The organism is Erythrobacter sp. S267, assembly GCF_057365045.1.
Map to the genome: position 1 here is coordinate 1,719,526 of NZ_CP200298.1, position 11,549 is coordinate 1,731,074.

Consider the following 11,549-nt stretch of genomic DNA (forward strand, 5'->3'; position numbering starts at 1 on the left):
CGCCGCCGCCTATCTGAGCCCTCAAGAAACAGCTTTACCTCTTAACCCCAAGGATACCCCCATGGCCGCGCAATACGCCTTCGTAATGAAGGGCATGACCAAGAGCTTCCCCGGCGCGCAAAAGCCGGTGCTCTCGAACATCAACCTGCAATTCTATCAAGGCGCGAAGATCGGCATCGTCGGCCCCAATGGCGCGGGCAAGTCGACGCTGATGAAGATCATGGCCGGGATCGACACCGATTTCGCAGGCGAAGCATGGCCGGGTGAGAACATCACCGTGGGCTATCTGCCGCAGGAACCGCAGCTCGATGAGAGCAAGACGGTGCTTGAGAACGTGCGCGAAGGGGCAAAGGAAACCGCCGAGTTGGTCGAGCGCTTCAACGCCGTCTCTGCGCAAATGGCCGAACCCGACGCCGATTTCGATGCTTTGGGTGACGAAATGGCCGAGCTTCAGACCAAGATCGACGCGGTCGATGGCTGGACGCTCGATAACCAGCTTGAAATTGCGATGGAGGCCCTGCGCTGCCCGCCCTCGGATGCCTCCGTTGAGAACCTGTCGGGCGGTGAGAGGCGCCGAGTCGCCCTTACCCGCCTGCTGATCCAGAAGCCGTCAATCCTGCTGCTGGACGAGCCTACCAATCACTTGGATGCCGAAAGCGTTGAGTGGCTTGAGAACCACCTCAAGGAATATGCCGGCGCCGTCCTGATGATCACCCACGATCGCTATTTCCTTGATAACGTTGTAGAATGGATCCTCGAACTCGATCGCGGCACCTACTACCCATATGAAGGCAATTACTCGACCTATCTCGAGAAGAAGGCCAAGCGTCTGGAGCAGGAAAGCCGCGAGGAATCAGGCAAGCAGAAAGCGCTCGCACGCGAACTCGAATGGATCCGGCAATCACCATCGGCGCGCCAGACCAAGTCCAAGGCACGTATCCGCAAGTTTGAAGAACTGCAGGAAGCCCAAGGCTCACGCGCTCCGGGCAAAGCGCAAATCGTCATTCAGGTGCCAGAGCGCCTTGGCGGCAAGGTGATCGAGGCGAAGAACATCACGAAGGCCTATGGCGACAAGCTGCTGTTCGAAAACCTCTCTTTCATGCTGCCCCCCGGCGGTATTGTTGGCGTCATCGGCCCCAATGGTGCGGGCAAGTCGACCCTGTTCAAGATGATCACCGGTCAGGAGACTCCGGACAGCGGTAGCATCGAAATCGGCGACACAGTCCACCTCGGCTATGTCGACCAGAGCCGCGACGATCTGACGCCGTCGAACAATGTCTGGGAGGAAATCTCTGACGGGCTCGATTACATGCAGGTCAACGGCCACGACACCTCGACCCGCGCTTACGTGGGCGCGTTCAACTTCAAGGGCGCTGACCAGCAGAAGAATGTCGGCAAGCTCTCCGGCGGTGAACGCAACCGCGTCCACATGGCCAAGATGCTGAAGCAAGGCGGCAACGTCCTGCTGCTGGACGAGCCGACCAACGACCTCGACGTCGAGACGCTGGGCGCTCTGGAAGACGCGATCGAGAATTTCGCCGGCTGCGCCGTGGTCATCTCGCACGACCGCTTCTTCCTGGACCGCCTTGCAACGCACATCCTGGCGTTCGAGGGCAACAGCCACGTCGAGTGGTTCGAGGGCAACTTCGAGGCCTATGAAGAAGACAAACGCCGCCGTCTTGGCGACGCAGCGGATCGGCCTACGCGGTTGGCTTATAAGAAGCTGACTCGGTAGGTTCCCCAAACCACCCTCAAAGGAGTCGCAAGCATGAACATGACGCCTCGCAATATCGGCATCCTGGTTGGAGGCGGCCTGATCGGGCTGATCCTTGGGATCATGTTCCCGATGCTGGGACTGCTTCTACTGATACCTGTGATCGCGTTCGTAGTGATCGTCTTCATGCGCAACAAAGGCGGGGCTGATGCGGATGAGGCGACCGCTGCGCAAGCGCGGCAGTTCACCACCTCGGACGGGAAAGCCGCGATCTATGTGATGCGCAAAGGTTTTGTTGCGGGCCAGCAGGGGCTCAACATCACCATCAATGACGATCTGACCACCCAGTTTCGCACGGGACGCTTCGTCAAAGCCGAGGTTGAGCCGGGCAGCTATACAATCGCCGCGCAGATGGCGAGCCAGACCAAAAGCACAGCCACTTCGCACACGGTCGAAGTGGCAGCGGGCGACTGCGTACTGCTTGACGCAAAGCTCAATATGGGCGCGCTCCAAGGCAGTATCGAATTTCTGGAAACGCGCGACGTGGCTGAGGCGCGCTCCAAACTGGCGGGATTAAAGCTGGTCGAATGGAAGTCGGACGAGAACTGAGCTAGCCCGTATCTAAGCCGCAAGCAACTGATCGGCGCAGAGTGCCTTTTATCCTAGTAAAAATACTTGCACCACTCCCAATTCTACACTCAACGGTTTAAATAGACTTGTGAGCTGATCTGAATTACGCCCACCGCACAGCGCCCGTTTTACTTGGGAGGCCCATGCAAACTGTCGACGATGCTGCTTTAGAGAGCTGTGATAACGAACCAATCCATGTTCCGGGATTGGTTCAGTCCTTTGGCTGTCTGATTGCATTTGATCGCGACAATTTGCTGGTCGCTGCAATCTCGCAGAATTGCGCTGAATTTGTTGGGAAATCGAGCGAAGAGTGCATTGGCGCGGCGCTGGAGAGCCTGTTCGATCACGAATTGCTGCATTCGATATCGAACAAGCTTGCCTATTCGACGATCCGCACGCGGCGCGAATATGCGGGAACGATTGATGCTCCCAACACGCGGGATGCGACACAGAACTCCCAGGGCGCGCTCGACATCTTCGTCCATGCGGGGCCCCGCTATGACTATCTTGAGCTGATCGAAAGCTCGCAAACCTCCCGCGCGACGCAGGCCCGGATTGCAGCGCTTACCAGTGGCATGCAGAAGCAGGACACGCTGGAAGACATCTTCACGCTGGCGACCGAAACCGTCCATGCGATCCTTCAGCCTGATCGCACAGTGTTCTTGCGCAACATGCCGGACGGGACGGGAGACGTCGTGGCGGAGTGTCGCGCTGGCCATTTGGAGCCGCTGCTGGGGCTGCGTTACCCCAAATGGGACATCCCCAAACAGGCCCGCAGGCTATATTCGACCACGCCCATCCGCACGATCGCTAATGTGAAGGATCCGGGAGTGCCGATGGCCTATGCGCCAGGGCTTGGCGCTGAGGATTTCGACCTCTCCTTTGCCGTCACGCGCGGCACGTCCCCGATCCACCTTGAATATCTCAACAACATGAAGGTGGCCGCCAGCATGACGATCCCGATTGTCGTGGATGGCACTTTGTGGGGTTTGATCTCCTCACATTGTGACAAACCGCGCTTCGTGGGGATGGATATGCTCGATACCGGAGAGGTCATCGGCCACATCGTATCGTTCGGGATTGGCCAAGTGCTGCGCGCCAATGCAGCGCAGGTGAGAGAGGGCGTGGCCGACATACGCGATGACTTCATCGGCCTGCAATCGCGCGTCAAAACACCCCGCGAATTCCTCGAAAGCGTCGCCACGGCAGCACAGGGAATGATCGATTTTGATGGGCTTGGCTTTGCCGTTGGATCCGATTGGCATTCGCAAGGCACCGCGCCGGACACATTTGCGCGCGCGGCGGATAAGGCCTTTTCCGTGCCGTCAAAGATTGCTGATCTGGAAGGATCAACCGATGCTGCTGCCATTCTGAGCAGCCCTGAAGGAGAGCCGATTGCCGGCTATCTCGAAATCCCGCTGGTCAAAGACCCCGCAACCCGCATCGTCTTCTTCCGAAAAGCGATCCGATCAGAGGTGTCCTGGGCAGGCTTACCGCAAAAGGACATCGAAGAAGCGGAGAACAAGCCCCGCCTGTCACCGCGCAAATCCTTTGCCAAATATATCGCGCAACATGGTGACCGAAGCGAGGAATGGTCGACCAGCGATGTGCAATATGCGCTTGGCCTGCAAGAAGAATGCGCCTCTAGCCAAAGCGCGGCAGGTCGCATTTTGCAGCAAAAAGACAATCTGCGCATCCTTGCTGATGAACTGAACCACCGGGTCAAAAACATCCTCGCGCTGGTAAAGTCGCTCTCCACCCACGCGCGTGAAAGCAGCGGCAGCGCCGAAGAATACGCGCATAGCCTGGAACAACGCCTGTTCTCCCTTTCCGCATCACACGACCTGCTAACGCGCGAGGAGATGGAGAGCGTGTCCTTGCGCGCCTTGATTGTGATGGAGCTGGAGCCGATCCTGCCCGCAGCGCAGATCGAAGCGGCTTTGTCGGGTCCTGATGCCTTGCTGGCGCCAGACTCTGTGCCGATGGCAACCCTGCTGATCCATGAGCTTGCCTCAAACGCAGCCCGCCATGGGTCGCTGTCAGTCCAAGGCGGCAGGGTCGAAATCAGCTGGCAGATCGAAGGGGACCAGTTCTTGTTCGATTGGCGCGAAATGGGCGGTCCCGCCGTCACCGAACCAAGCCGTCAGGGGTTCGGGATGGAATTGCTGAAAGAAGCGATCCCGTTTGAATTCAATGGCAGCGCTGATCTCAACTTCGCCGCAGACGGCTTGCACGCTCGGTATAAAATTCCGGTCTATCCTTTCCTGCGGGCCTATTCCAAACTGTCATCGGAAGGGGAGCAATGGAGCAGTCCGGCCCCGGCGGTAGAGGGCTTGGAGCATGGCCGCGCGCTGGTGGTCGAAGACAGCTATCTGCTGGCCTCAGAGCATTCCAAGATACTCCAGCGGGTTGGATTTGAAGAGGTCGACAAGGCCTCTTCGGTTGCCTCTGCCATCAGCTTGATCGAACGCACGCTTCCCAGCTTTGGCTTGCTCGATGTGAATTTGCGCGATGAAATGAGTTTTGCTGTGGCTGACCTCTTATCTGATCGCGGGGTTCCTTTCGTCTTCGTCACAGGATACGGCAGCCTTTCCAACCTGCCGCCAAAGTTTGCGAGCATTCCGATGCTCAAGAAGCCTCTGACAGCAGACACCGTAATGGGCGTATTGCCCGCACTGACAGCTTAGGCATCGGCGCAGGATGACAGATAAGCAAAAGAAGCATGTTCTTCTGATCGACGATGATGCCGTTCTGCTTCACGATTGGAGTCGGGCTTTAGAGGCGCATGGCTACCAGGTGAGCGTATGCAGCACCATTGACCAGGGCTTTGATGCCTGTCTTCTTCGGTGGCCCGACGCGATCGTGATCGACGCTTTTTTCCGGGATGAGGACGGCAAACCAACGTCAAGCGGCGGGATGCTGTTTTGCACTCGGCTATCCTTGCATGCCTATGACGCAGGGTTAGACCTGCCCTTCATCATGGGCGTCACAGCATCTCGTCCAACCGAATTGTTCCCCGTGGACGTGTTTGGTCAGGTCTCACAGAATGTCATGCCGGTGCGGATGAGAAAGCCCTTCTCTTTAGAGGCCTTGGTTGGCGCGATTGATGAAGCGCTTGCTCCAATTAAACCGAGTGGGGCGGATTAGGACGCGCCCAGCGTCGGGCTAGAGGCACAGTCAGGCGGATAAGCGTAGATTGATTTTCCTACATCGAAAAGGCCCGCTACTTTCGTTGCTGGCTCTTTCACAACCAAATCCACGCTCCTGAAGTCGCCGCTCTTATTAAACCCATGGCCACGGATGCACTTCGTCAACTTGCATTTTGTGCAAGCGGGCAGAAATGGCGGGTTTCTGGGAAAAACAGGGCATCGTGACGCTGCGACTCGCTGCTCCGTTTTCACCACCAACGGGCCTCTCCAACAAGGCGGCGTGAGCCAGCTCAACAAACGCCCTTTACGCGACTTTAACGCGCCATAGGGCATTCCCCTGATCAGGCACTCAACAGGGGGAATGTCGATGTCTGCAAATGGGGGAAATTGGGGCGAAGCGCTGGGCAGCGCATTCGTGACCCAGCCATGGATGTTTGCAGCAGCCGCGCTGCTCGCTGTTTCCATGATTGCTGTCGTCAGCTTCCGTATTGGCGCTCGCTTGCGCAAACCGGCAGACCCGCTTGAAGGTCTGTTCCAAAGCAACAGCTTCGACACTCGTGCCAAAGTCCACTCCGGCAAGACGCCGCTCGACCGCCGCATTTCGCATCGCTCGGGAGCAGTGTTGCACGGGCGGGTCGATCACTTTGCTCAAGTGGGACAGGTCTGGGGCACCGAAACCCGCAGCGATGCCATCGATGAAGTCGCCCGCGTAATGCGCGCCGGAGTGCGCCGAACCGATGCGGTTTGGCCTGCTGGCGACGCGGCGGATCGTGAAGCGGTTGGGGACGAATACGGTGGAGCCTCTTCACCCCGCGGCATCATCATCCACGCCCATGGCGCCAACGAAGAAGAGGCAAGCGGCATCGCACAAAGATTGCTCAAGCAGCTCGCCGACACGCCGGTGCCCGGAATGGGCAAAGATATCCGTCTCACGGCAAGCTTTGGTGTCGCTGAACGGCGCGAAGGCGAAGACGCTGCTTCTCTCTATGCCCGTGCAAGTTCTGCGTTGTTGGCTGCACAAGAGGCTGGCGAAGAGGAAATCCTCTCGGCGAGCGAATGGGAGGATGTCAAAATGCTACCCGCGCCGGCCCCGACGGATGGTCCAGACGAGCCTTCCGCAGCGCAAAAAGCCAACCGCGCCGCCTAGGGCGAGACCCAGTCCCCTCGCCAATCCGAACCGTCGCGGATGAACTGCGCACGCACGTGGCCGGTATGAGCAAGATACAGCCAATCAAGCTCCTCCAACTCCACCAGCAAGACTGCAAAGTTTGCGCGGGCCGGGACGAGTTGCTCGTCACTGGGCTCAACGCCCTCGAACTCAGTTGGAAGGCCTGACGTGGCTTGCTCGCTCGAGGTCCCCGGCCCGTCCCCCAGATAACAGCGGCGCGCAAAGTTTGACCCGTTGTTCCAAGCCTCATCGGTCACCGGAGCATCGCGCAAGACTTGCCCTTTGCCACGCGCCCTTATCTGGATCTTGGCGCCCTTGTCATAGAGCAAGACAGCCATGCGCGGATCAGCCTCGATCGCGGCAACCTTGGGCGCACGGGTGTCGGTGTGGAAGCGCAAGGTCCAGGCTTGCTTGTCAAATTCGCGCAGCACCATCCCGCGCGCGTCGACATCGCTGGTGATGACTGCAGGAACATGCATGGGTGATTTGCGATCTTTGGCCGCTCTTGTCAGGCGAGCGGCAAGGTCTACGCGAATGTCATCGAGAGTGTCGAACATCCCATGCCCTTTGGCGGTTCCGGACGCTGGGTCAAGGCGTTCAGAAAAGGTGGTAGAAACATGAACCTAAGCCTAAACGCCCGGTTAAGGGTACGCTCAGCGACTCGTCTCTAGAACGCCAATGTATCAAAACGTATCAATCGAGCCGTAAGTGGTGGGGCGGCAACACTGGAGGCATCTCATGGATATTACCCTGTTTTTGAGGGGCAGTGCTTTGTCAGCTCTGGCCCTGGCTTTGGCCTTCGTCGCACCGCCCGAAGCGGCTGAGGCGGCGACCGCTGAAAGCTTTGAAGAAAGCTCATCGGCTGAACAATCGCGCCAGGATCGGCGCGCTGAAAGGCGTGCGAACCGTCAGAACCGACAAGCCAACCGCAACCGCGGCCAGGCGCGTAATGAGCGTCGCGCTCAGCGCGTTGAGCGACAAGGTAGCAATCGCGCCAATCGCGTAGATAGACGTTCGGAGCGCCGCGCAGATCGGATTGATCGCAACTCCGCTGCCCGCGCAGATCGTGTGGAACGCCGCGGGGACCGCCGCGCCAACCGGGCAGAGCGTCAGGGCCGCGACAGAGCTGCTCGCCAAATCGACCGTCGCAGTGAGCAGCGCGCGGATCGGGTCGAACGTCGCGGTGATCGCCGGGCGGATCGGGTAGAGCGGCGGGGCGACCGCCGGGCGAATGGGATTCAACAGCGCTCTGAACGGCGCGCTGATCGGATCGAACGTGGCGGCGCAACTCGTGCAGAACGGCGCGGGGATCGGACAGAGCGGCGCGGCAATCGCTTCGGCACCGCTCAGGAACGGCGCATAGCCCGAGACCGGGCCGCAAGGCAGACGGATCGCAGGGCCGACAGGCGTGCCGATCGTCGCGCAGACCGCAGGAGCGATCGTCGCTTTGACCGGCGCAATGATCGCCGGGTCGATCGGGCCAACCGTCGTGGCTACCGTGACGGTGTGCGGGACGGTCGCCGGTATGAACGGCGTGCTGAACGTCGCCGGGACTTCCGTCGCTGGAACCGCAATGCCTGGCGCAATGATCGTCGCTATCGCTGGCGCAACCATCGCCACGCCAACCGCTCGATCTTCCGTCTGGGCCGGTATTATGCGCCTTTCCGCGGGCACTACTACAACCGGCTGAGCATTGGCTTCTACCTCGACAGCCTGTTCTTCTCGAACCGGTATTGGATCAATGATCCCTGGGCTTATCGTCTGCCCGCCGTCTACGGCCCCTATCGCTGGGTGCGCTACTACGACGACGTCGTGCTGGTCGATATCTACACCGGAGAAGTGGTCGACGTGATCCACGACTTCTTCTGGTAAGACCAAGCTCAGGAGCCACAATCGAAGCCCCCGCTGGAGCGATCCGGCGGGGGTTTCATTTTACCGGCCCGAGGTCTTGCACACCGACGAACGATTGCTAGACCTTCCCTCATGCCTAAGACCAAGAAGCCCGCTGATCAGGATGCCCTGCGCGATCTCGGCGCCAAAGTGCGCGCACGTTTGGAAGGTGATCCCGGCGTCTACAAGGTCGACACCGACAAGGCCGAGCTCTTCGCAATCGGAGACTTTCTGAGCCCCACCGAATGCGAGCGCTTGATCGAGATGGTCGACAAGACGGCGCGTCCCTCGGCTCTGCATGAGATTGGGTACGAAAGCGGATTTCGCACCTCCTATTCCGGCGACCTCGACCCGTTTGACAGCTTTGTGCGCGGGATTGGGCGGCGGATTGACGATATGCTCGGCGTGGATTCAGAAATCGGCGAAGCGATTCAGGGGCAGCGCTACCTTCCGGGGCAACAGTTCAAGCCGCACAATGACTGGTTTTATGAGAGCGAGAGTTACTGGGAGGGGGAGCGCCAGCGCGGTGGCCAACGCAGCTGGACGACCATGGCCTTCCTAAACGACGTGGAGGAAGGCGGTGAGACCCATTTCACCCGGCTTGGTTTGAAGATCGAGCCAAAGCCTGGCGTGCTGCTCATCTGGAACAACGCTCTGGCTGATGGCACGCCCAACATCGATACGATGCATGCCGGCACCCCTGTGGTGTCGGGGGCCAAGTACATCATCACCAAGTGGTATCGCACCCGAAAGTGGATGTAGGAATGGGGGTTAAGCCCTTTCCAACGCTTCTGCGATCAGCTTGCGGGTTGGCTCGACACCGTAGAGCGCGATGAAGCTGCCCATGCGCGGACCTTGCTCTGATCCTAGCAGCGTCTCGTAGAGCGCGCGGAACCAGTCGCGAAGGTTCGCAAAGCCGAATTCCTCACGCTTGCCGATTTCATAGACCATAGTCTGCAAATCCTCAGCGCTGGTGTCGGGAGCAACTTCCGCCAACTGTCCGTCCAGCTCGCGCAGGGCCGCAGCCTCGCTTTCCGAGGGAGCCCGCTTTGACAAGGTCGGGGCGACGAAATCGCGATTGTAATTCACCGCACACTCGATCAACCGGATGAGCGCAGGGTCGGTGACCGGCTCTCCGGTGTAGCTTGCGACATACTCCGCCAGATTCTCAGGCGTCGCCTCCAGCCCCAGGACGCTGACGAGGTTGAGCAGGAGGCTATAGGGCACCGCAAGCGAGTCCCCTGCCCCCGGCGCTTCCGCACCAGCCCCTGCCATATTGGCGCGCAACAGGTGCCAGACAGGATTGCCCATCTGTTTGTCGAGCGGCTGTTCAGCAAGACGCTCGCGGAACTGCCAGTAATCGTCGATGGCCTTCGGGATGACGCCAGCGTGGAGTTGCTTCGCGCTCTTCGGGTTCGCGAAAATGTAGAAACCCAGGCTCTCTTCGCTGCCATAGTCGAGCCACTCTTCGATCGAGAGACCGTTGCCTTTCGACTTGGAGATTTTCTCGCCCTTGGCATCGAGGAACAGCTCGTAGATCAGGCCTTCCGGCTTGGAGCCGCCCAACACGCGCGCGATTTTGCCTGACTGCACCCCGCTATCGGTGAGGTCCTTGCCATACATTTCATAGTCGACGCCAAGCGCGACCCAGCGCATGGCCCAGTCGACCTTCCACTGACACTTGGACATGCCGCCAAGCGCGCTCTGCTCAACCACGCTGCCATCTTCGTCAGTGAAGCGGATCAGCCCCTCTGCCGCATCGACCACTTCAATCGGCACTTGCAGCACCGCCCCGGTGGTGGGGCTGACCGGCATGACGGGCGAGTAGGTCTGCTGACGCTCCTTGCCGAGCGTGGGCAACATGATGTCCATGATCGCGTCAAAATTGGTCAGCACACCGCGCAGGGCGTCGTCAAACGCGCCCGAATTGTAGCGGTCCGACGAGCTTACGAACTCATAGTCGAAACCAAACTGGTCGAGGAAAGCGCGCAGCATCGCATTGTTGTGCGCAGAAAAGCTCTCATACTCAGTGTCGAACGGGTTTGGGACGCGCGAGAGTGGCTTGTGCAGGTTTGCCTCAAGCAATTCCTGATTGGGAACGTTGCTCGGCACCTTGCGCAGGCCGTCCATGTCATCGCTGAATGCAACAAGCCGCGTCGGCTCACCGGTCAGCGCTTCATAGGCGCGGCGAACGAGCGTGGTGCGCAGCACCTCTTGGAACGTACCGATATGCGGCAAGCCAGAGGGGCCATAACCGGTCTCGAACAACACAGGTTCGCCTTCTGGCTTCTTGCCCTTCAACCGTTTCGCCAGACGCTGAGCCTCTTGGAAGGGCCAAGCTTTCGAATTGCGAGCGGTGTCGATGAGGGTGCTGTCAGTCATAGTGACTTGGCCTTTAAGCAAGCAAAGCCATGTTGCAAGCGCGAAAGCGTTTGCGTCCAACCGATATGTGCGCTCGATCAGGAGCCCGTGCGCAGGAAGCTGACCTTGCCGTTCGTGACTTCATATTGGGAGACAGAGCAGCACCATTCCTGACCGTCTTCCATCACATAGCCCGCATGCAGGACAACCATGCCGTCCTGCTGATAGCTGTCGTGGATCTTGAGCTTGGGCGCGCCCGGCTCAAAATTAAGCTGATAAAGCGCACGGATCTGGTCGTGGCCAATCGCGACATAGCCATCCGCGCGGACCACAGCATCTCGGGCAAAGGTGTCGACAAAACGGTCAAGATCGCCTGAACGATAGGCGTCGACATGACGCTGCACCGCTGCGAAATTGGCTTCGTTGACGGTCTCAGCAGCGGGCTGGACTGTGGGTCCCTCTGCACTGGCAGGCAGAGTTAGCGCGGCAGCCGCGCACAGACCGACCAGCGGAACTGCGAGGGTTGAAAGCAACTTGTTACGCATGATTCAGCCTCCATCGACGTCTGAAACCGGGTCCGACTACGTTGCGTAGATTGTCACAGAGTTCTTTCTCTCGCGCGTTTACTTATAGTAAA

General features: G+C 59.1%; 12 protein-coding genes. 8 read left to right on the top strand and 4 right to left on the bottom strand.

Going from position 1 to position 11,549, the window contains the following annotated elements; all coding sequences use genetic code 11:
- The first annotated feature begins 61 nt into the window (after positions 1 to 61).
- The 5 genes from ettA to AC0V6X_RS08075 all read left to right on the top strand — a co-directional run bounded on the left by ettA (position 62) and on the right by AC0V6X_RS08075 (position 6,640).
- On the top strand, positions 62 to 1,735 hold the full coding sequence (gene ettA, locus AC0V6X_RS08055) for an energy-dependent translational throttle protein EttA (RefSeq protein WP_486184052.1): 1,674 nt from the start codon (positions 62 to 64) through the stop codon (positions 1,733 to 1,735).
- A 33-nt stretch (positions 1,736 to 1,768) separates the two neighbouring features.
- The gene (locus AC0V6X_RS08060) at positions 1,769 to 2,323 is read left to right on the top strand and encodes a hypothetical protein (RefSeq protein ID WP_486184053.1); all 555 of its coding nucleotides are present in this window, start codon (positions 1,769 to 1,771) and stop codon (positions 2,321 to 2,323) included.
- Between the two features lie 164 nt (positions 2,324 to 2,487).
- Positions 2,488 to 5,031, top strand: coding sequence for an HWE histidine kinase domain-containing protein (locus AC0V6X_RS08065; protein WP_486184054.1), 2,544 nt, complete (start codon positions 2,488 to 2,490; stop codon positions 5,029 to 5,031).
- 13 nt (positions 5,032 to 5,044) lie between these two features.
- Positions 5,045 to 5,491 (top strand): hypothetical protein, encoded by a 447-nt coding sequence (locus tag AC0V6X_RS08070; protein ID WP_486184055.1) that lies wholly within the window; start codon positions 5,045 to 5,047, stop codon positions 5,489 to 5,491.
- A 369-nt stretch (positions 5,492 to 5,860) separates the two neighbouring features.
- Positions 5,861 to 6,640, top strand: coding sequence for a GGDEF domain-containing protein (locus tag AC0V6X_RS08075; RefSeq protein WP_486184056.1), 780 nt, complete (start codon positions 5,861 to 5,863; stop codon positions 6,638 to 6,640).
- Here the strand turns inward: AC0V6X_RS08075 and AC0V6X_RS08080 are convergent.
- Positions 6,637 to 7,218, bottom strand: a complete 582-nt coding sequence (locus AC0V6X_RS08080; protein ID WP_486184057.1) for a flavin-binding protein — start codon at positions 7,216 to 7,218, stop codon at positions 6,637 to 6,639. The genes AC0V6X_RS08075 and AC0V6X_RS08080 overlap by 4 nt on opposite strands.
- A gap of 298 nt (positions 7,219 to 7,516) precedes the next feature.
- The gene (locus tag AC0V6X_RS08085) at positions 7,517 to 7,903 is read right to left on the bottom strand and encodes a hypothetical protein (protein ID WP_486184058.1); all 387 of its coding nucleotides are present in this window, start codon (positions 7,901 to 7,903) and stop codon (positions 7,517 to 7,519) included.
- Between AC0V6X_RS08085 and AC0V6X_RS08090 the strand changes: the two genes are divergently transcribed.
- The 3 genes from AC0V6X_RS08090 (at position 7,893) to AC0V6X_RS08100 (ending at position 9,313) form a co-directional block, all read left to right on the top strand.
- The gene (locus AC0V6X_RS08090; RefSeq protein WP_486184059.1) at positions 7,893 to 8,024 is read left to right on the top strand and encodes a hypothetical protein; all 132 of its coding nucleotides are present in this window, start codon (positions 7,893 to 7,895) and stop codon (positions 8,022 to 8,024) included. The two genes, AC0V6X_RS08085 and AC0V6X_RS08090, sit on opposite strands and share 11 nt — an antisense overlap.
- Positions 8,025 to 8,167: 143 nt before the next feature.
- On the top strand, positions 8,168 to 8,533 hold the full coding sequence (locus AC0V6X_RS08095) for an RcnB family protein (RefSeq protein WP_486184060.1): 366 nt from the start codon (positions 8,168 to 8,170) through the stop codon (positions 8,531 to 8,533).
- A 111-nt stretch (positions 8,534 to 8,644) separates the two neighbouring features.
- Positions 8,645 to 9,313 carry a prolyl hydroxylase family protein gene (locus AC0V6X_RS08100; RefSeq protein WP_486184061.1) on the top strand — a complete coding sequence of 223 codons (669 nt, stop codon included), beginning with the start codon at positions 8,645 to 8,647 and terminating at the stop codon, positions 9,311 to 9,313.
- A gap of 9 nt (positions 9,314 to 9,322) precedes the next feature.
- Here AC0V6X_RS08100 and AC0V6X_RS08105 read toward each other — a convergent pair whose 3' ends face one another.
- Both AC0V6X_RS08105 and AC0V6X_RS08110 read right to left on the bottom strand, forming a co-directional pair.
- Positions 9,323 to 10,933 carry a lysine--tRNA ligase gene (locus AC0V6X_RS08105; protein ID WP_486184062.1) on the bottom strand — a complete coding sequence of 537 codons (1,611 nt, stop codon included), beginning with the start codon at positions 10,931 to 10,933 and terminating at the stop codon, positions 9,323 to 9,325.
- Between the two features lie 77 nt (positions 10,934 to 11,010).
- A complete protein-coding gene (locus AC0V6X_RS08110; RefSeq protein ID WP_486184063.1) occupies positions 11,011 to 11,457 on the bottom strand; it encodes a nuclear transport factor 2 family protein in 447 nt (148 codons plus the stop codon).
- Positions 11,458 to 11,549: the final 92 nt, after the last annotated feature.

Coding starts and splice junctions, on each gene's coding strand:
- AC0V6X_RS08110 (WP_486184063.1), bottom strand. CDS start 11,457: ATGCGTAACAAGTTGCTTTCAACCCTCGCAGTTCCGCTGGTCGGTCTG.
- AC0V6X_RS08065 (WP_486184054.1), top strand. CDS start 2,488: ATGCAAACTGTCGACGATGCTGCTTTAGAGAGCTGTGATAACGAACCA.
- AC0V6X_RS08105 (WP_486184062.1), bottom strand. CDS start 10,933: ATGACTGACAGCACCCTCATCGACACCGCTCGCAATTCGAAAGCTTGG.
- AC0V6X_RS08075 (WP_486184056.1), top strand. CDS start 5,861: ATGTCTGCAAATGGGGGAAATTGGGGCGAAGCGCTGGGCAGCGCATTC.
- AC0V6X_RS08100 (WP_486184061.1), top strand. CDS start 8,645: ATGCCTAAGACCAAGAAGCCCGCTGATCAGGATGCCCTGCGCGATCTC.
- AC0V6X_RS08070 (WP_486184055.1), top strand. CDS start 5,045: ATGACAGATAAGCAAAAGAAGCATGTTCTTCTGATCGACGATGATGCC.
- AC0V6X_RS08080 (WP_486184057.1), bottom strand. CDS start 7,218: ATGTTCGACACTCTCGATGACATTCGCGTAGACCTTGCCGCTCGCCTG.
- AC0V6X_RS08060 (WP_486184053.1), top strand. CDS start 1,769: ATGAACATGACGCCTCGCAATATCGGCATCCTGGTTGGAGGCGGCCTG.
- ettA (WP_486184052.1), top strand. CDS start 62: ATGGCCGCGCAATACGCCTTCGTAATGAAGGGCATGACCAAGAGCTTC.
- AC0V6X_RS08090 (WP_486184059.1), top strand. CDS start 7,893: ATGGGATTCAACAGCGCTCTGAACGGCGCGCTGATCGGATCGAACGTG.